Annotated in this window: 17 protein-coding genes; 16 read left to right on the top strand and 1 reads right to left on the bottom strand. The window is 57.8% G+C overall.

Annotation, left to right across the window (positions count from 1 at the left end; all coding sequences use genetic code 11):
• Nucleotides 1–14 precede the first annotated feature (14 nt).
• From QU660_RS08240 to QU660_RS08205, 8 genes are all read left to right on the top strand, one after another.
• The gene (locus QU660_RS08240; protein WP_304946044.1) at nt 15–2216 is read left to right on the top strand and encodes a zinc-ribbon domain-containing protein; all 2202 of its coding nucleotides are present in this window, start codon (nt 15–17) and stop codon (nt 2214–2216) included.
• A gap of 97 nt (nt 2217–2313) precedes the next feature.
• A complete protein-coding gene (gene gap, locus QU660_RS08235) occupies nt 2314–3339 on the top strand; it encodes a type I glyceraldehyde-3-phosphate dehydrogenase (protein ID WP_304946043.1) in 1026 nt (341 codons plus the stop codon).
• Between the two features lie 82 nt (nt 3340–3421).
• Nucleotides 3422–4639 (top strand): phosphoglycerate kinase, encoded by a 1218-nt coding sequence (locus QU660_RS08230; protein WP_304946042.1) that lies wholly within the window; start codon nt 3422–3424, stop codon nt 4637–4639.
• Nucleotides 4640–4650: 11 nt separating this feature from the next.
• Nucleotides 4651–5403: a triose-phosphate isomerase gene (gene tpiA / locus QU660_RS08225; protein ID WP_304946041.1), complete on the top strand. Its 753-nt coding sequence runs from the start codon at nt 4651–4653 to the stop codon at nt 5401–5403.
• A gap of 344 nt (nt 5404–5747) precedes the next feature.
• Nucleotides 5748–6866, top strand: coding sequence for an S-layer homology domain-containing protein (locus QU660_RS08220; protein WP_304946040.1), 1119 nt, complete (start codon nt 5748–5750; stop codon nt 6864–6866).
• 18 nt (nt 6867–6884) lie between these two features.
• Nucleotides 6885–8636, top strand: a complete 1752-nt coding sequence (locus tag QU660_RS08215) for an HlyD family efflux transporter periplasmic adaptor subunit (RefSeq protein ID WP_304946039.1) — start codon at nt 6885–6887, stop codon at nt 8634–8636.
• Nucleotides 8623–9360: an ABC transporter ATP-binding protein gene (locus tag QU660_RS08210; RefSeq protein WP_304946038.1), complete on the top strand. Its 738-nt coding sequence runs from the start codon at nt 8623–8625 to the stop codon at nt 9358–9360. Before QU660_RS08215 ends, QU660_RS08210 begins: the two co-directional genes overlap by 14 nt.
• Complete coding sequence (locus tag QU660_RS08205) at nt 9344–10531, top strand: ABC transporter permease (RefSeq protein WP_304946037.1); 1188 nt, start codon at nt 9344–9346, stop codon at nt 10529–10531. The genes QU660_RS08210 and QU660_RS08205 overlap by 17 nt, the downstream gene beginning before the upstream one ends.
• Nucleotides 10532–10602: 71 nt before the next feature.
• Here the strand turns inward: QU660_RS08205 and QU660_RS08200 are convergent, their stop codons facing one another.
• The gene (locus QU660_RS08200) at nt 10603–11574 is read right to left on the bottom strand and encodes a hypothetical protein (RefSeq protein WP_304946036.1); all 972 of its coding nucleotides are present in this window, start codon (nt 11572–11574) and stop codon (nt 10603–10605) included.
• Between the two features lie 191 nt (nt 11575–11765).
• Between QU660_RS08200 and QU660_RS08195 the strand changes: the two genes are divergently transcribed.
• The 8 genes from QU660_RS08195 (at nt 11766) to QU660_RS08160 (ending at nt 24979) form a co-directional block, all read left to right on the top strand.
• The gene (locus QU660_RS08195; RefSeq protein ID WP_304946035.1) at nt 11766–13319 is read left to right on the top strand and encodes a sensor histidine kinase; all 1554 of its coding nucleotides are present in this window, start codon (nt 11766–11768) and stop codon (nt 13317–13319) included.
• Nucleotides 13309–14274, top strand: coding sequence for a GerMN domain-containing protein (locus QU660_RS08190; protein ID WP_304946034.1), 966 nt, complete (start codon nt 13309–13311; stop codon nt 14272–14274). The genes QU660_RS08195 and QU660_RS08190 overlap by 11 nt, the downstream gene beginning before the upstream one ends.
• Nucleotides 14275–14382: 108 nt before the next feature.
• Nucleotides 14383–16695, top strand: coding sequence for a DNA internalization-related competence protein ComEC/Rec2 (locus QU660_RS08185; RefSeq protein ID WP_304946033.1), 2313 nt, complete (start codon nt 14383–14385; stop codon nt 16693–16695).
• 109 nt (nt 16696–16804) lie between these two features.
• Nucleotides 16805–19402 carry an ATP-dependent chaperone ClpB gene (gene clpB / locus QU660_RS08180; RefSeq protein ID WP_304946032.1) on the top strand — a complete coding sequence of 866 codons (2598 nt, stop codon included), beginning with the start codon at nt 16805–16807 and terminating at the stop codon, nt 19400–19402.
• 150 nt (nt 19403–19552) lie between these two features.
• Nucleotides 19553–20302, top strand: coding sequence for a lysophospholipid acyltransferase family protein (locus tag QU660_RS08175; protein ID WP_304946031.1), 750 nt, complete (start codon nt 19553–19555; stop codon nt 20300–20302).
• Nucleotides 20299–21159, top strand: coding sequence for a prephenate dehydratase (locus QU660_RS08170; protein ID WP_304946030.1), 861 nt, complete (start codon nt 20299–20301; stop codon nt 21157–21159). The genes QU660_RS08175 and QU660_RS08170 overlap by 4 nt, the downstream gene beginning before the upstream one ends.
• A gap of 8 nt (nt 21160–21167) precedes the next feature.
• Nucleotides 21168–22709 (top strand): Ppx/GppA phosphatase family protein, encoded by a 1542-nt coding sequence (locus QU660_RS08165; RefSeq protein ID WP_304946029.1) that lies wholly within the window; start codon nt 21168–21170, stop codon nt 22707–22709.
• A complete protein-coding gene (locus QU660_RS08160) occupies nt 22706–24979 on the top strand; it encodes an RNA degradosome polyphosphate kinase (protein WP_304946028.1) in 2274 nt (757 codons plus the stop codon). The genes QU660_RS08165 and QU660_RS08160 overlap by 4 nt, the downstream gene beginning before the upstream one ends.
• Nucleotides 24980–24993 lie beyond the last annotated feature (14 nt).

The following is a 24993-nucleotide window of genomic DNA, read 5'->3' as shown; positions in this document are numbered from 1 at the left end:
ACGGGGGAAAAGAGATGTATTGCAGGTATTGCGGGGCCGAGTTAAAGCCCGAGGCAAAGTTTTGTACGAGTTGCGGCATGAAGATACAGCCTATCGGTAAAGCGGAAGAGGCAAAAGCGGAACAGCCGAAGACAGAGCAGACAGGCGTCGCGGCTGGAGCGGCGGCCGTAAATGCGGAGACAACGGAAGCGGCGGCACCCAAGGCGGAACAGCCGCTGCCCGCTGCGAAGACGCCGCCGGAAGAGAAAAAGCCGGAGGGCGGAAAGTCGAAAAAGGGCTTGCTTCTCATTCCGCTCTTCTTACTGCTCGCGGGACTCGGCGTGGGTGTCGGCATTTTCATCGGTTCCCGGCAGGGCGGCGGCAAAGAGAGCGACCCCTTCGCGAAGCGCGAGACCCGGGAGAGCAGCGAGACGAGCGCGGAAGGAAGCGGTGAGAGCACTGCGGCGGAAGCTGCCTCCGAGAGCGGCGCAGACGAGGACGGCGAGGCGACGGAGAAGACGGAAAAATTGGTTCTCGCGGATGAAAACACCGAGCTCGGCGCCCTGCAGCGCAGCATTGCGACTTTAAACAGCGAAGCGGCTGCGGGACAGCGCATTGCAATCAATGAGATCAAGCACAGTGTGGGCGTGCGGAATCCGGGAGAAAGCTGGAACTCGGATGTCTTCTACACCCTCGAGGGCTATGAGAACCGGCCCGGTTATGTGAATAAGAACCTCTGCCGCCTCGAGCAAAAGCAGCTCATCAATGCGGACACGGGAAATCTCATCGATTACACGGTATACATCAACCCGAACGACGGCGTTGCGAATAAGATTGTCGCAATCGAATATCTGGTCAGCGGAGGGTTACAGGTCACGGAGTATTACTATGACGCGAACCGCATGCCGCGCTTTGTCTACCAGTATCTCATCGACAACTATGTCGCGGGCTACGCGGTGCCGGACAAGGCCGGTGAACGCTTCCTTTTCGGCAGCGATACCCTGCTCACCTGGCGCGCGGTCCGGGACGGCGGCTTTAAGTGGAACTGCGCGGCAAACGCAAGCGAGGCAGAGCGTCTCCGAAAGTCCTGGCCCGCCAATACGATATTCCTCTATCAGAACGAAAATGCGGATATGCGGCGCGCCTTCGACGAGCGGGAATCCATCATGCTGAATGCCGCGTACAATACCTATGAGACCGTCATGAATGCGCAGAACCTGACGGGCATCAGCGGCTATGCCTATGACGAGCAAGGGCAGGGCGTTGAGAATGCGAGAGTCCTGCTGTATCGCAGCGAGGACAGAAAGCTGCTCTATGAGGGCAAGACCGATGCGGACGGTCGCTACCGTATTGTGGTTCCGGGCGAAAGCAGACAGTACGAACTTCGCCTTGTGAAGGCACCCTACCGGTCCTGCGAGATCTACGGCATCAACGTGGACAGCGAGCAGCTCGCGGCTTATCAGACACCGGTTTACTTTTTGCCGCGCGGCGGCGCTGCGACCGACTACCGCCTGCGTCTCGGCGATGCGCTCCACTACAACGAGAGCGGCAGCGGCATGCGCACCGTGTTTGCCTCGGTCATCAATGTGCGCGCGGGCATCAACAACCGCACGGGCCGCATTGTGAGTACGGCGCAGACGGACGGCTCCGGTGTTGCGAATGTGAAGCTGCGTCCCGGTGTATACACGGTAGAACTGGTTGCGGACGGCTATGAGACGGTTTATGACACCCTGGTTGCGCGAAGCGACGGTGAGACCGAGAGAGAGTTCTTTGCGGCGCCGACCGTGGGCTCGGGGCAGGTCTCGATTGTTCTGACCTGGGGCGCGGTTCCCGCGGACCTCGACTCTCACCTCTTCACGCAGCGCGGCGCGGAAAGTTCACACGTCTGGTTCGGCGGCAAGGTGGACAGCTTCGGGAACGATCTTGACGTGGACGATGTGAGCTCCTACGGCCCGGAGACCGTGACCATCAAGCAGTTCTCCGCGCAGGATTACTACAAGTACTGCGTCGTGGACTTTACGAACAGTGTGTACAACAACTTCCAGAGCTACGAGCTCTCGAACTCGGGGGCAACCGTTCAGGTCTACACGGATCAGGGACTCGCTGCGACCTACCACGTGCCGACCAACCGCCCGGGTGTGGTCTGGGAGATCTTTGAAATCCGCAACGGCAGAATTACGCCGATTCAGCGCTACTACAATTATGCGAGCACGCAGGATTGGTGGATGCACGATTGAGTGCCCATTTCCTTCCTTGCATTTTTACGGGCACAAAGGTAGAATGAAATAGAAAATATCAGTTTGGTTCCGCAGCAGATACAGGAGGATAAAAGCCATGGTTAAAGTTGCGATTAACGGATTTGGACGTATCGGACGCCTTGCGTTCCGCCAGATGTTTGAGACGGAGGGCTATGAGGTTGTTGCGATCAACGATCTCACGAAGCCGGAGATGCTGGCGCACTTGCTGAAGTATGATACTTCGCAGGGCAGCTTCCTCGGAAAGTACGGCGAGGGCAAGCATACGGTCGAGGCGGGTGAGGATTCCATCACCGTTGACGGCAAGAAGATTACGATTTACAAGGAAGCGGACGCAAAGAACCTTCCGTGGAAGGCGCTGGATGTCGATGTCGTCCTGGAGTGCACCGGTTTCTACACCTCGAAGGAGAAGGCTTCGGCTCACCTTGAGGCAGGCGCAAAGAAGGTTGTCATTTCCGCACCGGCAGGCAACGATCTGCCGACCATCGTGTACAACGTCAACGAGAAGACGCTGACCAAGGAGGACAAGATCATCTCCGCAGCTTCCTGCACCACGAACTGCCTCGCACCGATGGCAAAGGCTCTGAATGACTACGCGCCGATTCAGTCCGGCATCATGAGCACCATTCACGCATACACCGGCGATCAGATGATTCTCGACGGCCCGCAGAGAAAGGGCGATCTCAGAAGATCGAGAGCAGGCGCTGCGAACATTGTCCCGAACTCCACCGGCGCTGCGAAGGCGATTGGCCTGGTTATTCCGGAGCTGAACGGCAAGCTCATCGGTTCCGCACAGCGTGTCCCGGTCACGACCGGTTCCACGACCATTCTGGTCGCGGTTGTCGCGAAGGATGAGGTCACGAAGGAAGAGATCAACGCGGCAATGAAGGCGGCGGCAAACGAGTCCTTCGGCTACAACACGGATGAGATTGTCTCCTCCGATGTCATCGGCATGCGCTACGGCTCCCTCTTCGATGCAACCCAGACCATGGTCAGCAAGATCGCGGACGGTTGCTATCAGGTGCAGGTTGTCTCTTGGTATGACAACGAGAACTCCTACACGAGCCAGATGGTTCGCACGATCAAGTACTTCGCAGAGCTGTAAGCATCTGCTTTTGCAAGGCGACTCTCGCGGGTCCGGTCTTTGGACCGGGCCCGCTTTTTTATGACTTAGACGGAGGAAAAGCATGTTAAACAAGAAGACCGTAGACGATCTCAAAGACTTAAAGGGCAAAAAAGTACTGGTGCGCTGCGACTTTAACGTTCCGCTGAAGGACGGCGTGATCCAGAACTTTAACCGCATCGACGGCGCGCTGCCGACCATCAAGAAGCTCCTCGATCAGGGCGCAAAGGTGATTCTCTGCTCCCATCTCGGCAAGCCGAAGGGCGAGCCGCTGCCGGAGATGAGCCTTTCCCCGGTCGCACCGGCACTTTCCGAGCGCCTCGGGGTCCCGGTCAAGTTTATCTCGGATCCGGTCGTGACCGGCGAAGAGACCCGGAAGGCAGCTGCGGACTTAAAGGACGGCGAGGTGCTGCTCCTTGAAAATACGCGCTACCGCGTCGAGGAGACCAAGTACGGCAAGGATGAGGCAGCCGAGAAGTACGCGGAAGAGCTCGCGGCGCTCTGCGACGACGGCATTTTTGTCGATGACGCCTTCGGCACCGCACACCGCGCACACTGCTCGAATGTCGGCGTCACGAAGCACTGCAAGGAGAACGTGGTCGGCTACCTCATGGAGAAGGAGATTCGCTTCCTCGGTCAGGCGGTCGAGAACCCGGTGCGCCCCTTTGTCGCAATTCTCGGCGGCGCAAAGGTCTCGGACAAGCTGAACGTCATCAACAATCTGCTCGACAAGGTGGATACGCTGATCATCGGCGGCGGTATGGCATATACCTTCTTAAAGGCAGAGGGACAGAGCATAGGTAACTCGCTCTGCGAAGAGGATAAGCTTTCTTACTGCCTCGACATGCTGAAGAAGGCGGAAGAGAAGGGCGTTAAGCTCCTGCTTCCGGTGGACCATGTTGCGGCGGAGAAGTTTGCGGCCGATGCACCGCACAAGGTGGTGGATGAGATTCCGGAGGGCTACATGGGCCTCGATATCGGACCGAAGAGCATTGCGCGCTTTACCGAGGCGCTTAAGGGCGCGAAGACCGTGGTCTGGAACGGCCCGATGGGCGTCTTCGAGTTTGAGGCATTTGCGGCGGGCACCCTGGCTGTCTGCAAGGCGGTCGCGGAGCTGAAAGACGCGACAACCGTGGTCGGCGGCGGTGACTCCGTGAACGCGGTGAAGCGCCTCGGCTTTGCGGATCGCATGACGCACATTTCGACCGGCGGCGGCGCTTCGCTCGAGTTCCTGGAGGGCAAGGAGCTCCCGGGTGTTGCGGCGGCGGATAACAAGGACTGAAGGAGCGGAACATGAGAAGAAAGATTATTGCGGGAAACTGGAAGATGAACATGACGCCGAGCGAGGCGAAGGCACTGGCGACCACGCTGGCACCGCTCGTTAAGAACCCGGAGGTCGACGTGGTCTACTGCGTGCCCTTTATCGACATCTTCCCGGTCAAAGAAGTGATTGCGGGCACGGCGGTGCACCTCGGCGCGGAGAATGTCTACTTTGAGGAGAAGGGCGCCTTTACCGGCGAGACCTCTCCGGCCATGTTAAAGGACGCGGGTGTCGAGTATGTGATTATCGGCCACTCCGAGCGGAGAGAGTACTTCCACGAGACCGATGAGATCATCAACAAGAAACTCTTAAAGCTCCTCGAGCATCAGTTTAAGCCGATTCTCTGCTGCGGCGAGAGCCTTGCGCAGCGCGAGGCGGGTGTCACGATGGACTTCATCCGGATGCAGTTAAAGCTCGCGTTTCAGGGCGTCAGCGCTTCGGATGCGGCAAAGGTCACGATTGCCTATGAGCCGATTTGGGCCATCGGCACCGGTAAGACCGCAACCGTCGCACAGGCAGAGGAAGTGTGCCGCGGCATCCGTGAGGCCGTGAAGGAGCTCTACGGCGAGAAGGTCTCGGAGGAGATTCGCATTCAGTACGGCGGCTCCATGAACGAGAAGAACTGCAAGGAACTCCTTGCAGAGCCGGACATCGACGGCGGCCTGATCGGCGGCGCGTCCTTAAAGCCGGAATTCGGAAAGATTGTAAATTACAAGGCACTCTGAGCCTTTTGGTGGGCTTCATACAGAGGGCGGCATCGCTTCGGCGGTGCCGCCCTTTTTTTGTCGGAAAACAAGCTGCTGTCTTGTATTCGAAGCGGTAAGGCATAAGAGAAAGGAATCGGAAGGAGAGCCGCGCGTCCGGTATGGGAGATAAGGCGTGGCAAAGTATGTTGACAGGGACAGAGTAACGGTGTATTATTCGGATAGTAAGCTATTTCACAAGGCAACATGCGGCGGGTTCACGAAAAGTTTACGGACTTTCGATGACAGTTTTTGATGGATGCTTGTTATTTATGGTAAAATGGCTTCGTTATAACGGATTAACAACAGCAAAGCGAGGTACCGGAATGATTCGTGGAAGAAAATCCCTTGCATGCCTGCTGAGTGCGGTCGCGGTGGTAAGCACCGTGGCATCGCCGCTCAGTGTCTATGCAAATACAAGCAGTAACTTTGCTTATCGCCGTCAGGTCATAGCGCTCTCGGGCATTATGCCGACCACCGGCGGCATGTCGGAAAAGGTGACGCGCGCGCAGTTCGCGCAGATGTTGGTCAGAGCCTCCGCCTACCGCAGTGTGCTCACGAAGACCAGCAATGTATCGGTCTTCGCGGATGTGAAGTCCGGCGATGAATATGCGGCTTCAATTCGTCTTGCGGCGGAGCAGGGCTGGATGACCGGCTATCTCGGCGGCAAGTTTAAGCCGTCCGAGCCCGTGCGCTTAAACGAGGCGGCAAAGGGCGTGCTGGGGCTGCTCGGCTACACGGCGGATGACTTTGCGGGCGATCAGTTCAACAAGCGCATGGCGCAGTATGCAAGCTCGGATTTAAACGAGAACATCGGCTACAGCGACCCGCAGACCGAGCTCACGAAGGCGGACTGCGTGAACCTCTTCTATAACCTCCTGAAGGCAAAGCAGAAGAGCGGCGGCGTCTATGCGAGTGTGCTGAACGCCGAGGTGGATGCGCACGGCGAGGTGAACGCCCTCAAGATGGCGGACAACACGACGCGCGGCCCGAAGGTCGCGGAGAGCCGCACGCAGGTGGACAATATCATCCCCTTCCGTTTAGACGATGCGACCATCTTCATGAACGGCAGAGAGGTGCAGAAAGAGGCGCTCTACGCCGCGGCGGCGCAGTACGCGGTCATTTACTACAGCTCGCAGACCAAGACGGTCTGGGCTTACAATGCGGACACGGATTCCGATGCCGACAAGCGCGTGGCGCGCGGTGTGGTCGAGGCCATCTATTATCAGAATACAAATACGCTCACGCCGAGCGCGGTCAAGCTGGACGACGGAAATGTCTATCAGCTCAATTCGACCGAGATGCAGTTTGTGTTCTCGGTCTACGGCAGCGTGAAGGTCGGTGACCATGTGGTATTGATTTATCAGGCTTCTTCCGGCGGCGCGGCCGCCGAGGGCGAAGAGGGAAGCCAGAGCTTCAGCGTTGTGGACTACGTGGAACCGTAAGCGAGAAGGGGGCAGACAGTGGCAGAAGAAGTAAAGCCGAAGAAGGGGCTCGGGAAAAAGGCAAAGAGAAACATACGCCGCGCGGTCATTGCGCTGGCGGTCATCGGCATCGGCGGCGCTGTGGTGCACCAGCGCATGGAGGCGAGCCGACGGGCGGCCATGGCAAGCACGGCGGTTACGACGGGCACGGCAACCATAGAGGATATCACACAAAAGCTGTCCTCGACCGGCACCATTGCCGCGAAGGATACCTACTCGATCACCTCTCTGGTATCGAGCGGCACGATCACCGAGGCAAATTTTGAGGTCGGCGATCATGTCACCAAGGATCAGGTCCTCTATCGCATCGACGATAAGCTTGCGGCCTCGGAGATGAAGAGCGCGCAGAGTGCCTTGGACCGCGCAAAGAAGAGCTTGGATTCCGCGACGGTTGACTTAAACGACGCGAGAAGCAAGTACGGAGACGGTGTCTATAAAGCAACGCGCGCGGGCTATGTGACCAAGGTCTATGTGACGGACGGCGAGAAGATTTCGGGCGGCGGGACCCTTGTGGATTTGACGGACGACACGAGCATGACGGTGCGCATCCCCTTCCTCTCGGGCGAGGCAGACCTCATTCAGGTCGGCAACCCGGCGACCTTAACGCTCTCCGACACCATGGAGCAAGTCGAGGGCACGGTACTCGCGGTGGGTGCCCAGGAGAAGAGCTTAACCGGCGGCCGCCTCGTGAAAGAAGTGACCATCTCGGTGAAGAACCCGGGCGGACTGACGACCGACACTTCGGTCAGCGCGACCGTGAACGGCTTCAAATGTGTCGCGGAGGCAAAGTTCGAAGCGCATTACACCAGCAATATGGCGGCGGATCTTCCGGGTGCTGTGGACAGCATCAAGGTCTTGGTCCATGTGGGCGACTACATTCAGCCCGGCACGCCGATTTTTACCATGACGCCGAAGTCCGTAAAGGACATGCTTGAGACCTATTCGGACAAGGTGGACAGCGCGCAGACCGGGCTCGAGGCGGCGCAAAAGGCGGTCGACAGTGCCAAGGAGACGCTTGACAATTACACCATCAAATCCCCGATCGACGGTGAGGTCATCACAAAGGGTTATAAGGCCGGCGATAAGCTCGGCGGTTCGGGACAGAGTGCGGGTAAGTCCGCAACGACGCTTGCGACCATCTACGACATGAGCGCCTACACCTTTAAGATGGCCATCGACGAGACGGATATCTCGAAAATTCAGGTGGGGCAGAAGGTCGAAATCACCGCGGACGCAATGCCGGGTGAGACCTTCGGCGGCACGGTCACGAACATCAGCTTAGAGGGCAGTTCTCAGGGCGGCGTCTCGACCTATCCGGTGACCGTCACGCTTGACAACACGGACAAACTCCTGCCCGGCATGAACATCAACGCGAAAATCGTAATCGGCAGCGCAAGCGGCGTGCTCTGCATTCCGGCGGATGCGCTCATGCGGGACAATCAGGTCTATGTGAAGGATGACTCCGTTACCGAGGCTCAGGGCGAAGTGCCGGCGGGCTTCCGCGCGGTCACGGTCGAAACCGGACTCATCACCGCAGATAAGGTGCAAATCACCTCCGACAACATCAAGGTGGGCGATGAAGTCTTTGTGCAGCCCAAGGTTTTGAATACGCCCGACGCCATGAGTATGTATATCAACGGCGATCAGGGCGCAGAGGCCGACCAGGGCGCGGCGGGTGACACGGGCGCAGCGGACGCCGATCAGGGCGGTGATGCGAATGGGCAGAATTAAGACCGTCCAAATTCCGCAGGGCGAGGTACTGATTGAGATCAAGGATCTCTGCAAGACCTATGTGATGGGCGATGAGATTATCCACGCGAACGATCACTTGAACTTGACGATACGGATGGGCGAGTTTGTTGCGATTGTCGGTAAGTCCGGTTCCGGTAAGTCCACGCTGATGAACATCATCGGTGCGCTGGATGTGCCGACTTCCGGAAGTTATCTGCTCGGCGGCGAAGATGTCGGCGATATGACGCAGAACGAACTCGCGGACATCCGAAACCGCATGATAGGCTTTATCTTCCAGCAGTACAACCTATTGCCGAAACTCAATATTTTGGAAAATGTGGAGCTCCCGCTGCTCTATGCCCATGTTTCGGGCGAGGAGAGAAAGGAGCGCGCCCTTAGACAATTGGAGCGCGTCGGCTTAAAGGACAAGGCGAAGAACATGCCGAATCAGCTCTCGGGCGGTCAGCAGCAGCGTGTCTCGATTGCGCGTGCGCTCGCCGGCAATCCCTCCCTTTTGCTTGCCGATGAGCCGACCGGCGCACTGGACTCGAAGACCAGCCGCCAGATTCTGGACTTTTTTCAGGAACTCCACAAGGAGGGCAACACGATTGTCATGATTACGCACGACAATTCGATTGCGGTGAAGGCAAAGCGGGTCGTGCGGATACAGGACGGACAAATCAACTTTGACGGGAAGGCGGAGGACTATGCTGCAATCATTTAAGCTCGCCTTAAAGAGCATTTGGAGCAACAAAGTGCGCTCGGCCCTCACGATGTTCGGCATCATCATCGGTGTCTCTTCCGTCATCATTCTGGTCAGTCTGATGAACGGTTACCTGAACAGCCAGATTTCCCAGTGGGGGGATCTCGGCGCGAACAATATCAACGTGTCGGTCATCAATCAGCCGAGCCGTTCGGTCACGATGGACGAGATGTATGCTTATCTCGATGAGCACAAGGACTTGTTTGCGGGCATGAGCCCCACGGTCACGCCGGGCGGCGGAACCATTAAGGTGGGCAGCAAGAAGCTCGAGAATACCGGGCTCACCGGTGTCAGCGAGAGTTATGCGGATCTGGTCGACAAGAAGATTGCAAAGGGCCGCTTTTTAAGCTATGCGGATGTCGCCTCGAAGCAGGAGGTCTGCGTGCTCGGCGCTTATACGGCGCAGAGACTCTTTGGTTCGGGCGGTGCGGCACTCGGCGAGAAGGTAAGTTTCGCCGGTGTGAACTTGACGGTGGTCGGTGTTTTAGAGCAGAAGAGCAAGGGCAAGATGGAAGAGAGCGGAACGGATGATGTCCTCCTGCTCCCGTATTCCACAGCGCTCAAGATGGCGCACACGGCACAGCCTTCCGCCTATCTCTTTGCCTCCAAGAGCACGGACAAGGCAGCCGTGCTGAGTGCGAAGAAGAGTCTGCAGGAATATCTCTACTCGGTATTCCGCAATAAGAAAAATTACAATTTGATGGCCATGGCCGAAATGCTCGACCAGATTAACCGGATGATGGCGCAGATGTCGGTCCTGATCGGCGGCATTGCGGGTATCTCGCTCTTTGTCGCGGGTGTCGGCGTCATGAACATCATGCTGGTCTCGGTCACGGAGCGAACGCGGGAAATCGGTATTCGTAAGGCACTCGGCGCGCGCCCGGGTGTTATCCTGCAGCAGTTCGTGCTCGAGGCGATTACCACCTCGGTGCTCGGCGGACTGATCGGTATCGGGATCGGCAGCGGTATCCTGAACATCGTCACGATGTTTGTGGGCTACAGCGTTGCGGCGACACCGAATGCCGTGTTCATCTCGTTTACGGTTTCGGTCGCCATCGGTCTGATTTTCGGTTACATGCCGGCAAAGCGCGCGGCATCCTTAAACCCGATCGATGCGCTGCGGAGTGAATAACAAAAAGTGTCAGGTCCTTCGACCTGACACTTTTTTGTTTGTGCACTTCGTATCCTGCGTTTTGAAAGGCCTCATGCGTTCGCAGGCGTTTCCGGCGCGCCTGTTTTCGTTTCACTGTCCGCAGCGGGGACTATCTCGGCTTCTTGACCGGCATCCGCTTCGGGCGTGGGTGTCGTGTCTGCCGCGCGCTCGGGCATTTCGCTGACCGCTTCGTTGCCTTCTGCTTCACTTGCCGACTTTACGTCGCTTTCGGCATTCCGGGTGGCTTTTGCTTCGGCTTCTTCTGCGGCGCGAAGCTCTGCTTCGGACTTTTCGCCGATTTCCTCTTTGTCGGCGGAATCGGGCTCCGAGACTGTGCTTGTCTCAGCTTCCGCTTCGTCGCTTTCTTGAAATCCGGCAGCGTCCCCCGACTCCGCGGGGGCCGCTGCCGTCGCACAAGCGGCGTGGGCGGAAGCATCGGGCAGGGTCTCTGCGTTGTCCGCTGCCTCCTCAGGCGTCGCTGTGTTGACGGGGTTCATGCCGCTCTCGAATAATTTCTTGTAGAGCTCCTCGGAGAGCGCTTCGATATAGCCTTCGTCCATGCCCTCATAGCGCTTCAGGAAGCAGTCCTGGATAAAGTCAAAGCGCTTTAGGGCCAGGGCTTCGGGGCGCAGCGGGCGGCGGTTTGCGCCGAAAATCTGAAGATCGATCTGTCCCGGCGTATAAGAAGAGAGAAACCAGGCTTCCAGTTCTTCGGTGATGCGCTGTTCTTCTTCGATACGAGCGTAGGTCTTTGCGGCCTCGCGGCGGGTCTTAATGTAGATGACAAAGGAGCCGATCGCAAAGAAGATGAAAAAGAAACGCATCATGGGTGTCGCGGGAATCGAGAACGGCAGGTGCAGGCTGCTTCCGAAACTGAAGAGCGAAAGCAGGGACATCACAACACAGACAATCATAAAAGCGGAGGCGGAAGACTGTAAATCCTCATAGCGGTCTTCCTGGCGCACATAAATGCGCGGCGTTTCCCGAACGGAATCGCCGGTCTTGGGTTCGTTTAAAGGCATGGCTTCATCCTTTCGCACGGCATACGACAGCCGTTGTTTTTCAAAAGTATACTACAAAAAGCGCTTTTTGTCGCCGCTCCCTGTGCAGCTTTCCTTTTTTCCGGAAGCTGTGTACAATGAAAGAAAGATGTCCTCCGCTGCGCAGAGCGCCGGAGAAAGGAGAAGCCGAGATGCCGCCCCGTCCGCCGTTTATGAAAAAAATGCCGCCGTTGCGGCTCAAAAACATGCTCGTCGTCCTCTTTCTGCTCTTTGGGATTTTGCCGCTCTTGTTTGCAAACCTCGTGGCAACGAACAGCTTTCGGCAGAGCATACTGGATGCCCACAAGGCAGAGATGCAGGAGAGGAGCGGCATACTTGCGACCAAGTTGACGCGCACGGGGTATTTGAGGAGTCGGGACAAGAAAGACAGCAATCTCAATACGGAAATCGAGGCCATTGCCCAAAATCTCCGCGGCCGTGTTATCGTGGTCGACCAGAACTACCGCATCATTGCGGACAGTTTTCACCTCACGGAGGGGCGTTACCATGTGGCGCCCGAGGTGGTGCGCGGTTTTCGCGGCGAAAACGGCACAAGCTACAATGCGGACAAGTACTATATGATACAGACCACGCCGATTTACAATAACCTCGATGCCAAGGCGGACGACAGACAGGTAGAAGGCGTATTGCTCTTTATGTCTTCGACGGAGCCGCAGCGCTCGGAATTGCAGAGCGCAAAAGAGACCCTCCGCATTTTCATGGTCGTTGTGGCGGTCCTGCTCGCGCTACTCAGTATCCTGCTCACCTCGATGATCATGCGTCCGTTTGCGGAACTCCGCACGGCGCTTCGCAAGGTGTCTGCCGGAGACCTAAACCAGACGGTCGAGCAGCACAGCTATCTTGTGACCTCGCAGATCAGCGAGGATGTGAATACAACGCTGAGAAAGCTTCGCACCTTGAATGAGTCGCGCGAAGAATTTGTCTCGAATGTCTCGCACGAGCTGAAGACGCCGATTACTTCGATGCGTGTGCTCGCGGATTCGCTGATCGGCATGGGAGATGCACCGCTGGAACTCTATAAAGAGTTTATGAGCGACATCTCGAAGGAGATTGACCGAGAGGCAAAGATCATTGACGATCTTCTCAGTCTGGTCCGTATGGATCGCGCCGCGACAGTCCTGAGCCGGAAAGAGACCAATATGCACGAGATGCTCGAGCAGATTTTGAAGCGCCTCCGCCCGCTCGCCAAGGTGAATCAGATAGAGCTCACCCTGCACACGGTGCGGGAAGTCTCGGCGGATGTGGATGAGGTGAAGTTCTCGCTCGCCATTATGAACTTAGTCGAAAACGGCATTAAGTACAACGGCAAGCAGAAGGACGGCTATGTGCAAGTCTCGCTGGATGCGGACCACCAGTTCTGCTACATTCGCGTTGAGGACAACGGCATCGGCATCCCGGAGGATCAGCAGGAACTGGTCTTTGAGCGCTTTCACCGCGTGGACAAGGCGCGCTCCCGCGAGACCGGCGGCACGGGCCTCGGACTTGCCATCACCAAGGAAATTATACTGTTGCACCAGGGCATGATACGCCTGAGCAGCGAAGAGGGGAAGGGGACTACCTTCCAGGTGCGCATTCCGCTCAAGTATATCGAGAGCAGTACGCCGGCGCAGGCGGCCTCTCAGAAAGAAAAGAACCGGAAAGAAGAAAACCGGAAAGAAGAGAAAAACCGGAAGGAGAAGAAAGGGGGAGAGAAACGTGCAAAATAAGCTGCGTCGCATGCTCCTGTTTGCCCTCTGTGTTCTCTTTTTCGGTGCTTGTCGCGCGGAGACGAAGACAGCGGATCCTTCGGCGGGGCGCTATGCGATCTACTATCTCGATAAGACCGCGACCAAACTGACACCGCTCATCTATGAGACCCAGACCACGGACAAGAACCGACTGGTCGCAGAGCTCATGCAGCAGCTTTTGCATGTGCCGAGCGAGGAAGATTTGATTACGCCGACCGGAGACCGAACGCGCTACGAGTCCTTCAGCTTTGACGATCAAGTGCTCTACCTGTACTTTGACGACGGCTATCGCGAATTAAAGATAGATCGGAAGACGCTTTGCTCGGCAGCCCTGACCGAGACCCTCGCGCAGATTCCGGGCGTGGACCATGTCGGCATATACAGCGGCGGGAAACCGCTTGCGGGAGCGGACGGGAGCCTGCTAGGCCCCTTCAGCGCAAACGACTTCATCAACAGCGTCTCGGATGTGAACAGCTATGAGACGGTGGATTTAACGCTCTACTTTGCGAGCGATGACGGGAAGAAGTTTTCGGAGGAGATGCGGAATGTGACCTATCGCGCGGACACCCTGCTTGAGCAGGTCGCCGTGGAACAACTGATTGCGGGGCCCAGAAACGGCGGGCGCGCTGTCCTTCCGCCGGAGACCAAGATACTCTCGGTCTCGGTGAACGAAAACATCTGTTATCTGAATTTCAGCAAGGAGTTTTTGAATCCGGTGAGCGGGGTGAGCCCCGATGTGAGTATCTACGCCCTTGTGGACACGCTCACGGGCCTCAAAACCGTGCAGCGCGTGCGTATTTCGGTCGAGGGATCGCAGACCGTGCTCTTCCGGGATACCGTTTCGCTCGATGCCCTGTTTGAACAGAACTTGGATTATGTCGGGAAGACTGCGGCGTCCCTGTCGGAGAGCGAAGAGAGCAGCGCTGAGAACTGAGAGGCGCTTTGCTTGCAAAAGAGAGCCTCGCGCAGCGAAGGGAAGCGCAAGTTTCGGTCGTAACATCTGTGTCATCGGTACAACTGTGTTATTTGGAGAAAATCGAATATGAAACGTCCGTTGGAAGTACTTGCGGTCGGGTTTGTGCTTGGAGAGCTGTTTCGGCTTGCCGGTTTCCGCGGATTCTTTCTCGTTGTGCTCTGCTGTCCCCTGCTTTTCTTCCTTTGGAAGCGGCGGGCGGGACAGCGGCGCGTAATCTTAACCATGCTTACGGGCGCGCTTCTCGGCGCACTTTGTTTGCATGTCGCCGTGCTGCCCGGAAGAGAGGAGCAAAAACTTGAGCGGCTTGCGGGGGCTTTTGCCGAATACCGCGGGCGCATCGATGCGATCGAAGCGCGCGGCGGGGGCGTTCGCGTGCGGAGCGGCGGGCTCTATCTGAGCATCGCCGAGGAGGGCGGCGTGCCGCTTGCAGTCGGTCAAACCATAGTTGCGAGCGGTACCCTGCAGGAAATCAAAGCCCCCACGAACCCGGGTGAGTTCGATTACCGTTCGTACTGCCGGGCGCGCGGCGTGACCCACCGCATGCAGGTGCGAACGTACCGGGCGGAGGGCAGAGCGGATCCGCTCGGCGAAGGGCTGAGAGAGCTGCGAATAAGGGCGGCGGAACGTTTGCAACAGAACTGTCCCGCAGAGGTGTCCGCGTATCTCGGCGCCCTTTTACTCGGCGACAAACAGGGCTTAAGCGAGGACTTTTACGCCCGCTACCGAAGAAACGGTCTCGCACACCTGCTTGCGATCAGCGGCCTCCATACGGGCTTCCTCGGGCTTGCGCTCTACCGCCTGCTGCGCCGCATGGGGGCGGGACTTTGGGCAAGCGCCCTGTCGGCGGCTTTCTTCCTTGGGTTTTACGCCCTGCTCACCGGAGCGGATACGGGTGTCCTTCGGAGCGGTCTCATGCTGGGGCTCGGCTTTCTGGCGCTATGCCTCGGCAGGAGCTATGACCTTCGGAGCGCGGCCTCGTTGGCTCTCTTCCTCTTATTGCTGCGCTCGCCCTTACAACTCTTTCAGTGCGGCTTTCAACTTTCCTTTCTCGCGGTTTTTGCGATCGGCGGTCCGGGACAAGCGCTCGTTCGGCGCTATGCCGCCAAACGAAAGCTTCTCGCAGCCCTTCTTCAGAGTCTCACGGTCTTTTTGGTAACCCTTCCCGTCATAGCCTACTGGTTCTTTTCCCTTCCGCCCTACGGCATACTTCTCAATTTAGCGCTGATTCCGATGACAGGCTTCATGCTTTTCCTCGGGCTGTTGACGCTCGCTGCGGCAAGTCTTGTTCCGCCGCTTGCCGCGCTGCCGGCCCTTTTTCTGGAATGCGGACTCGCGCTTCAGAACGCGCTCTGTGCGCTTGCGGAGTGCCTCCCCTTTCACCGCCTGCTCATCGGGCGGCCGCGACTTTGGCAGCTCCTTCTCTACAGCCTCTTTCTCTGCCTCTGCTTCGGCCTCCTACTCGACAAGGTTCCGAGGCGCGGGAAGGTTAGCGAAAAACAGTTTCGACGGGCGCTGACACTCGGTGCCGCGTTTGCCGCGGCGCTGAGTCTTTTGCCGCTTCGAAGTCGGGTACCACGCATCTGGCTACTCGACATCGGACAGGGAGACGCCATCGTCATCGAGCAGGGCAGCCGCTGCATTACGATAGACGGCGGCAGTACCTCGCGGCCCGACTGCGGGAAGCGTATCCTGGAGCCCTTTCTCGAGAGCCGTGCGCTCGGCACGGTGGATGCGGCCTTTCTGACCCATGCGGATCTGGATCACACGAACGGACTAAGCTACCTTGCAAGCAAGGGCTCGGGGATATTGGTGAAGCGCGTCATTTTGAATCCGGCGGCGGAGACCGATGCGCATTATGCGAAATTGATGGCTGCGCTCAGAGAGAATCCGGAGACAGAACTCTGTTTTATGGGCGCGGGCGATGTCTACGGGAATTTTCACTGTCTCTGGCCGTCGCGGGAAGCGCTGCCGGAGGAAGTCAACGAGCAGTCCCTGATTCTCCTCTTTCATGCGAACGGGAAACGCTGTCTTTTCACCGGAGACGCCGGAACGGAGAGCGAAGAGAAGCTGCTTTCGGAACTCAACGCGCCCGGACATGAGACGGAACGGGCGGCTCTTTCCGAGATTTATTTGCTGAAAGTCGGGCACCACGGTTCCCGCAGCGCGAGCAGCGAGGATTTCTTAGAACTTCTCTCGCCGGAGTGCGCGCTCATTTCCTGCGGCCGGGGGAATTCCTACGGACATCCGCACGCCGAGGCCATGGAGCGGCTTCACCGCCATGCCGGACAGGTTCACAGCACGGCAAACGAGGGAGCGCTCTCGGTGGAGCTGCACACTGCCGGGCGAAACAAGGCTTTAAAAGAAGGTGAAAGAAAGTGAAAAAATTAGCACTCATCTATTGACAGTGCTAATAACGGCTGATATACTGGGAGCATATTAAGAGTGTTATATATCAAGTATAGCAATCTTGCAAAGCGAGGTGAAGTGCATGAAGATCAGCAAGTTTACACAAAAGTCTCAGGAAGCGATTGCTGCGGCGGAGAAGCTGGCGGTACAGAACGGCAACCAGCAGATCGATGAGGAGCATCTCCTCGTTGCGCTGCTTAACATTTCGGACTCCCTGATTGCAAGCCTCGTCGCAAAGATGGGGATACAGAAGGAAGCATTTGTCAATGAGGCAGAGGGTCTCATTCAGAAACTCCCGAAGGTGAGCGGCGGACAGGAATATGTGAGTGCGGATTTAAACCGCGCCTTAAACGGTGCGGAAGATGAGGCAAAGGCCATGGGAGACGACTATGTCTCCGTGGAGCATCTCTTCCTCAGTATGCTCGCGCATCCGAACCGCGCCATCAAGGAACTCTTCCGGGCGTACGGCATAAGCCGCGAGAAGTTCTTGCAGGCGCTCTCCACGGTGCGCGGCAACCAGCGTGTCACCTCGGATAACCCCGAGGCAACCTACGACACACTGAATAAGTACGGTTACGACCTTGTGGAGCGCGCGCGGGATCAGAAACTCGATCCCGTCATCGGCCGCGACGAGGAGATTCGGAACGCGGTTCGCATCCTGAGCCGTAAGACCAAGAATAACCCGGTTTTGATCGGTGAACCCGGCGTCGGTAAGACGGCGGTCGTCGAGGGGCTTGCACAGCGCATTGTGCGCGGCGACGTGCCCGAGGGACTCAAGGACAAGCGTCTCTTTGCGCTCGACATGGGCTCTCTGGTCGCGGGTGCCAAGTACCGCGGCGAGTTTGAGGAGAGATTGAAGGCCGTGCTCGAGGAAGTCAAGAAGAGCGAGGGCGAGGTGATCCTCTTCATCGATGAGCTCCACACCATTGTGGGCGCGGGCGCTTCCGAGGGCAGCATGGACGCCGGCAATATGTTAAAGCCCATGCTGGCACGCGGCGAGCTGCACTGCATCGGCGCGACGACCCTCGACGAGTACCGGAAGTACATCGAGAAGGACCCGGCGCTTGAGCGGCGTTTTCAGCCTATCCTCGTGGACCAGCCGACCGTGGAAGATACGATTTCAATCCTCCGCGGTTTAAAGGAGCGCTACGAGAACTACCACCACGTGAAAATTCAGGACGGCGCACTGGTCAGCGCGGCCGTGCTTTCGGACCGCTATATCACCGACCGCTTCCTGCCCGACAAGGCAATCGACCTGGTCGATGAAGCCTGCGCAATGATTAAGACCGAGCTCGACTCCCTTCCGGCGGAGCTGGATGAGATGAACCGCCGCCGCATGCAGCTTGAAATCGAGGCGACGGCACTCAGGAAGGAGACCGACAATCTCTCGAAGGAGAGACTTGCGGCCATCGAGAAGGAGCTTGCGGAGAAGAAGGAAGCCTTTGCCGAGGCGAAGGCAAAGTGGGAGAACGAGAAGGCGAGTGTCTCGAGACTCGCGGAAATCCGTCAGCAGATCGAGGACACGAACCGCGAGATTCAGAGCGCACAGCAGAGCTATGACCTCAATAAGGCGGCCGAGCTCCAGTACGGCAAGCTCCCGGAGCTTAAAAAGCAGCTCGAAGAGGAGGAGGCCAAGGTGCAGGGGCAGGAATTTACGCTTGTGCATGAGGCAGTCACGGAGAACGAGATTGCAAAGATCATCTCCCGCTGGACCAATATCCCGGTGACTAAGCTCACCGAGTCGGAGAAGAATAAGACTCTCCACCTGGACGACACCCTGCATCAGCGGGTCGTGGGTCAGGATGAGGCCGTGCAGAAGGTCGCGGAGGCCATTCAGAGAAGCAAGGCGGGCATCAAGGATCCCTCGAAGCCCATCGGCTCCTTCCTCTTCCTCGGACCGACCGGTGTCGGTAAGACCGAGCTCGCGAAGAGCCTCGCGGCGGCGCTCTTTGACGATGAGAGCGCCATGGTGCGGCTCGACATGTCGGAGTACATGGAGAAGTTCTCCGTGTCGCGCTTAATCGGAGCGCCTCCGGGCTATGTGGGCTACGACGAGGGCGGTCAGCTGACCGAGGCAGTCAGAAGAAAGCCCTATTCCGTGGTGCTCTTTGACGAGGTCGAGAAGGCACATCCGGATGTGTTTAACGTGCTCCTTCAGGTGCTGGACGACGGCCGTATCACCGACTCGCTCGGAAAGACCGTGGACTTTAAGAACACCATTATCATCATGACGAGCAACCTGGGCTCTCAGTATCTCCTGGACGGCATCGACGAGCAGGGCGAAGTTAAGCCCGAAGCGGCGGCTGCGGTCGATGCGGAAGTTCGGGCGCACTTCCGCCCCGAGTTCCTGAATCGACTGGATGAAATCATCATGTTCAAGCCGCTGACCCGGCAGAACATCGGCGGCATCGTGGACCTTCTGCTCGAGGAGACCAACCGTCGCCTCGCGGATCAGGAGCTCTCCATTGAGCTCACGCCGGCGGCAAAGCAGTACATCGCGGACGAGGGTTACGACCCCGCTTTCGGTGCGAGACCTCTAAAGCGTTTCCTGCAGAAGCATGTCGAGACGCAGGCTGCAAAGCTCATTTTGAGCAGCGACAGCGGTCTTCGCAAGGGCTCTGTGATTCGCATGGACTTCGACGAAAAAGAGGGCGGCTTAAAGGCGGAAGTCAAGGCCTGAGCGCTGTGATTCGCACCGCAGCGGCACAAAAAAAGAAGCGGCAGCTTGGCTGCCGCTTCTTTTTTTGTGCCGGGGGGCTCCGTATCGTCAATTCACGCACAATGTGGTAAAATGAACACAAGATTACCCATTGAGGGAAGGAGTTACGGTATGATACGGACAGGCGTTTGCCTTCTTGAAATTTTTCTGTTTTTGGTGCTGGGACTTCCGGTGCTGCTGGTACTCTGGATTTATAAAATGATAGACCCGAAGCGCGCCGCGGAACTGGGACAGCGCTACGGGGGCTGGATACTCGGTGTCATCACGAAAACCGCGCTGGGCAATCATAAACTGACGGTGCTGGGACTGGAGAATATACCCCGGGACGAAGGTGTTCTGTTCATCGGCAACCACAGAAGCTATTTTGATATCATCTGCTCCTATCCGATACTCCCGGTGCAGACGGGTTTCCTCGCAAAGGACGGCCTGTACCGCGTGCCCTCGCTTCGCCGCTGGATGCAGCTTCTGAACTGCCAGTTCCTGGATCGGAAAGACATCCGTAAGGGCATGGAGACCATTAAGACCTGCACGGAACTCGTGAAAAACGGCACTTCGATTTGGGTATTCCCGGAGGGCAGCCGCACGAAAGATCCGGACCGGACCGCAATGCGCCCCTTCCACGAGGGCAGTTTCAAGATTGCGGAGCGCGCGAACGCCTACATTGTTCCGGTTGCGATCTACGGCGCGGATGATGTGCTTGAGAACCACTTTCCGGCCGTGCACCCGAGCGATGTCACGATTGCGTTCGGAAAGCCCTTCCGCGCATCCGAGCTGCCGCCGGAGATGAAGAAAAAGACCGGTGTCTACACCGCAGAGCGCATTCGGGCCATGCTTCGGGAAGAGGAGCAGCGGCGCGCATGAGCGGGGAAACATTCGGGCACCGACGCGAGAAGCGGCTTCCGCACGCGGCACGCATTGTATACCAGGGCCTGGAGGGCGCTTACAGCAACCTCGCCGCCGTACAGATCTTTCGGGACTATGAGGAGGCGAGCTTTTCGCATGTCAAGAGCTTTGACGCGGCGGTACGCGCGGTCGATGAGGGCACGGGCGACTATGCCGTAATCCCGATTGAAAATTCGACGGCGGGCAGCGTGGCGGACAGTTACGATGCGCTCGCAAAGCGCGAGGTCTCTGTGGTCGGGGAGTATCTCTTGCCGGTGAAACACGCGCTCCTCGCCGCGGCGGGCACGGAACTCTCGGAGATCAGGACCGTTTACTCGCATCCGCAGGGGCTAAAGCAATGCGCGCAGTTTTTCGAGGAACACCCGGAGATCGAGGCCGTCGCGGTCTCAAACACCGCGGTAGCGGCCCAGCTTGTGCAGGCCATGGGAAAGCGGGATACAGCAGCCATTGCCTCCGCGTACGCGGGACAGATTTACGGCCTCAAGGTGTTGATTCCGGCGCTCAATTACCGCGCGGAGAATACGACCCGCTTCTTGGTCATCGGGAAGGAAAAACTGTATTTGGAAGGCGCAAAGACCGTGAGTCTCATGATGGAGACCAAGCATGAGGCCGGCGCGCTCTATCATGTGCTCGGCGCTCTTTACGGGGAGGGCATTAACCTGCTCCGCCTCGCGGCGCGCCCCGTGCCGGAAATCAGCTGGGCCTACCGCTTCTTCTTGGATTGCGCCGGCAGTCTCGAAGATGTGGCCGTACAGCGGGCGCTTCGGGAAGTGGAGCGCCTCAGCACGAACCTTCGCATTCTGGGTTGCTTCTAGGAGGAACTATGGCGTTAAAACGCTTTGCTTCAATCGATGTGGGTTCATTTGAAATCGAACTCGGGATTTACGAACTCGGCGCCGGGGGCGGTATACGCTTGGTGGACAACCTCCGCCACGTGATTGCGCTCGGCTCCGACAGCTACCGGGACGGCGAAATCAGCTTTCCGCTCGTACAGGAGCTGATTGCGGTCTTAAAGGATTTTACGCGCGTCATTGCGGAGTATCGCTGCACGGACTACCGTGCGATTGCGACCTCCGCGCTCCGAGAGGCCACCAACAGCGCCATTGTGCTGGATCAGATTAAGACCCGCACCGGTCTCGACGTGCAGATACTTTCGAACGCGGAGCAGCGCATGCTGGTCTTAAAGGCACTGGCGGCCTGCGGCGAACGCTTTGAGACCCTGGTACAGGAGGGCGCGGCGGTCGTCGAAGTGGGCTTCGGCTCCATGCAGGTGAGCCTCTATGAGGCGGGAAAGATGCGCAGCACCCAGAACCTGCGTCTCGGCGCGCTCAGGCTTCGCGACACCCTGCAGCAGCTCAATTCCGCGCGGGATGACAGAGAGTGCATTTTGCAGGAGACCGTTGCGCACGAGTTGGAGATTTACGAAAACCTGCACCTTTTGGGGCGCAAGGTCAAAAATATGATTGCAATCGGCGATCCGATTCGCGTGCTCTACGACAAAATCATGCGGGCGCGGAACAGGGACCCGGAGGCCGAGGATTTCGCGGACAAACAGCGGGTGGAAGAACTGTACCGCTATGTGGTGGAACGCACCGATGCGGAGCTCGAGGAGACCCTGGACATTAACCCCGCGGCAACGGGGGTGTTGCTCCCGGCGGCGGTACTCTATCAGCGCATGGCGGAAACCGTCGGTGCGGAAATGGTCTGGTTCCCGGGAACCCGGCTCATTGACGGCCTCGCCGCGGAGTATGCGGTCGCGAATTCCCTCATGCACCGCGGACACGATTTTGATGCGGACATCCTGGCCGCCGTACAGGAAATTGCGGCGCGCTACGGCGAGGGCACGGTGCACCGCGCCTGCACCGTGAAGATCGCGCTTCAGATTTTCGATGCGCTCAAAAAAGCGCAGGGCTTTACGGCGCGGGACCGCATTCTCCTCGAAATCGGCGCGACCCTGCACCACTGCGGCCGCTATCTCAACATGGGAAATGCGAGCGGTTCGAGTGCGGATATCATCCGCGCGACCGAGATTGTGGGGCTCTCGAAGGCGGAGCACGCGCTGATTGTACAGATTTTACGGAACGAAGAAGAGGTCTTCGAGCGCAGAGAGGTGCCGCTTAAGGCGGCTAAGTTTGCTGCGATGATACGGCTTGCGAGTGCGCTGGACCGTTCGGCCAAGCAGAAAGCGGGCGAATTCCGCGTGCGGCTCAAGGAAGACGGAACCCTTCTCTTCACAACGGCCTACGGCGGTGACATGACCTTGGAGCGCCTCAGCTTCCTTCAGTGTACCCCCTCGTTCAGCAATGTATTCGGCATTCGTCCGGAGTTTCGGCAGAGAAGAAGCCTTGGGAGCGGCGTCGTATGAAAAAAGACAACGAGAAGAAGACCAAGAAACAGGAAAAGAACCGGGAGAAGCGTGCGGAGCGGAACCGCGGAAACAGTGCGGCAGCGTCTCCGGACCTTGCCAATCCGGCCTACTACGTGTGCCGCGAACTCTCCTGGCTTCAGTTTAACCTGCGTGTTTTAAACGAGGCGCGCGATAAGAACATTCCGCTCTTTGAGCGCCTCAAGTTCCTTAGCATCGTGAGTTCGAATCTGGATGAATTCTTCATGGTGCGCGTGGCCTCTCTAAAGGAGCAGGTGCTCGCGGACTTTACGCGGCGCGACATTGCGGGCTTAACGGCGGCGGAACAGTTAAAGAAGATCTCCGAGGAGACCCACGAGATGGTCTCCCTCCAGTACCGCAGCTTAAAGCGCAGCGTGATTCCCTCGCTCGAAAAGGAGGGATTACACCTCATTTCGAGCCACGAGGAACTCTCGGAAAAAGAGCAAAACTTTGTGGACCGCTATTTTAAGGACACCATTTACCCGGTGCTCACACCGATGGCGGTGGATTCCTCGCGGCCCTTCCCGCTTATTCGGAATAAGACTTTGAATATCGCGGCGCTGATACGGAAAAAGGAGCATGCAAAGCCGCTTATCCGCATCGAAGAGAAGAAGAAAAAGGGCGGCCTGCGCCCGGACTTTGCGATTGTGCAGGTGCCCTCGGTGCTGCCGCGCCTCGTGGAACTTCCGCCCGAGGTCACTGGGCGGCCCGCGGAGGAGAAGAGCTTTATTCTGCTCGAGGAAATCATTGAGCGGAACATCAGCTCCCTCTTCTTAAACTACGACATCCTCGCGGCACATCCCTTCCGCATCATGCGAAACGCGGAGTTTGAGCTGGATGAAGAGGAGGCGGCAGACCTTCTGGTTGAAATCCAGAAAAAGTTAAAGCGCCGCCAGTGGGGCGAGGCCATTCGTCTGGAAGTCGAAGAGGGCATGGACGAAGAGCTCTTACAGATTCTGCAGAGCGAACTGGAAATCGAGCCGGACGATCTCTTCCTGATCAACGGTCCGCTCGACTTAACCGTACTCATGAAGCTCTACGGCGTGAGCGGCTTTGAGCGCTTAAAGCTTCCGAAACACGTGCCGCAGCCGGTTCCGGCGCTTGTGAACGAGAAGAGCATATTCGCGAACATCCGCGAGGGCGATATTCTCCTAAGTCACCCCTATCAGTCCTTTGACCCGGTCGTGAACTTCATTCAGGAAGCGGCAAAGGATCCTGATGTGCTCGCCATCAAGCAGACCCTGTACCGCGTGAGCGGCAACTCGCCCATTGTTCAGGCGCTCGCCAAGGCGGCGGATAACGGCAAGCAGGTCACGGTGCTGGTCGAGCTAAAGGCGCGCTTTGACGAGGAAAACAACATTGTCTGGGCAAAGATGCTTGAGAAAGCGGGCTGCCACGTGATTTACGGCCTGCTCGGCTTAAAGACCCACTCGAAGATTACGCTTGTGGTGCGCTCCGAGGAGGACGGCATACGCCGCTACGTGCATCTCGGCACGGGTAACTATAACGACTCGACCGCAAAGCTCTATACGGATTTGGGACTGCTGACCTGCAGGCGTGAATTCGGCGAGGATGCGACCGCAGTCTTTAACATGCTCTCGGGTTATTCCGAGCCGCTCTTCTGGAACCGCCTCGTTGTGGCACCGCTCTGGATGCGCGATAAGTTTGTTCGCGAAATCGAAAAGGTGCGTGCGGCGGCGCGCGCCGGTAAGCCCGCCTTCATCATGGCGAAGATGAATTCGCTCTCGGATCCCGGCATGATACGGGAACTGTACCGCGCGAGCATGGACGGCGTTCAGATAGACCTTATCATCCGCGGCATCTGCTGCCTTCGGGTCGGCATCCCGGGCGTTTCGGAGAACATTCGTGTGCGCTCCATTGTCGGCAACTTCTTAGAGCACGCGCGCATTTTCCGCTTCCATGCGGACGGCGAAGAGAGCCTCTACCTCGGCTCCGCCGACTGGATGACAAGAAATCTGGACAACCGCGTCGAGATTGTATTCCCGATTGTGGACAGCGAAATACGCGCGGAAGTGCAGCATTATCTCGATATCGAGCTCCGGGACAATGTAAAGGCGAGCATCTATTGCCCGGACGGCAGCTACGAGAAGGAAGACCGCCGCGGAAAGCTTGCGTTCAACTCGCAGGAGGTCTTTGCGGAAGAGGCGGTCAAGGCGGCAGAAGCGGCGCAGCTTGCGGAAAAACGCCGCGGACAGCAGGAGGAGCGGGGCTTTACGCCCTTACTCTGAGCGCATAAGGGGGA

The sequence above is a fragment of the Stomatobaculum sp. F0698 genome, from assembly GCF_030644385.1.
Classification (GTDB): domain Bacteria; phylum Bacillota; class Clostridia; order Lachnospirales; family Lachnospiraceae; genus Moryella.
The sequence above is the reverse complement of the archived record's forward strand: the minus strand, read 5'-3'. Positions and strand labels throughout refer to the sequence as shown.

What these genes read in the sequence shown, in the direction of transcription:
- QU660_RS08240 (WP_304946044.1), top strand. Translation starts at nt 15, where the DNA reads ATGTATTGCAGGTATTGCGGGGCCGAGTTAAAGCCCGAGGCAAAGTTT.
- gap (WP_304946043.1), top strand. Translation starts at nt 2,314, where the DNA reads ATGGTTAAAGTTGCGATTAACGGATTTGGACGTATCGGACGCCTTGCG.
- QU660_RS08230 (WP_304946042.1), top strand. Translation starts at nt 3,422, where the DNA reads ATGTTAAACAAGAAGACCGTAGACGATCTCAAAGACTTAAAGGGCAAA.
- tpiA (WP_304946041.1), top strand. Translation starts at nt 4,651, where the DNA reads ATGAGAAGAAAGATTATTGCGGGAAACTGGAAGATGAACATGACGCCG.
- QU660_RS08220 (WP_304946040.1), top strand. Translation starts at nt 5,748, where the DNA reads ATGATTCGTGGAAGAAAATCCCTTGCATGCCTGCTGAGTGCGGTCGCG.
- QU660_RS08210 (WP_304946038.1), top strand. Translation starts at nt 8,623, where the DNA reads ATGGGCAGAATTAAGACCGTCCAAATTCCGCAGGGCGAGGTACTGATT.
- QU660_RS08205 (WP_304946037.1), top strand. Translation starts at nt 9,344, where the DNA reads ATGCTGCAATCATTTAAGCTCGCCTTAAAGAGCATTTGGAGCAACAAA.
- QU660_RS08200 (WP_304946036.1), bottom strand. Translation starts at nt 11,574, where the DNA reads ATGCCTTTAAACGAACCCAAGACCGGCGATTCCGTTCGGGAAACGCCG.
- QU660_RS08195 (WP_304946035.1), top strand. Translation starts at nt 11,766, where the DNA reads ATGAAAAAAATGCCGCCGTTGCGGCTCAAAAACATGCTCGTCGTCCTC.
- QU660_RS08185 (WP_304946033.1), top strand. Translation starts at nt 14,383, where the DNA reads ATGAAACGTCCGTTGGAAGTACTTGCGGTCGGGTTTGTGCTTGGAGAG.
- clpB (WP_304946032.1), top strand. Translation starts at nt 16,805, where the DNA reads ATGAAGATCAGCAAGTTTACACAAAAGTCTCAGGAAGCGATTGCTGCG.
- QU660_RS08175 (WP_304946031.1), top strand. Translation starts at nt 19,553, where the DNA reads ATGATACGGACAGGCGTTTGCCTTCTTGAAATTTTTCTGTTTTTGGTG.
- QU660_RS08170 (WP_304946030.1), top strand. Translation starts at nt 20,299, where the DNA reads ATGAGCGGGGAAACATTCGGGCACCGACGCGAGAAGCGGCTTCCGCAC.
- QU660_RS08165 (WP_304946029.1), top strand. Translation starts at nt 21,168, where the DNA reads ATGGCGTTAAAACGCTTTGCTTCAATCGATGTGGGTTCATTTGAAATC.
- QU660_RS08160 (WP_304946028.1), top strand. Translation starts at nt 22,706, where the DNA reads ATGAAAAAAGACAACGAGAAGAAGACCAAGAAACAGGAAAAGAACCGG.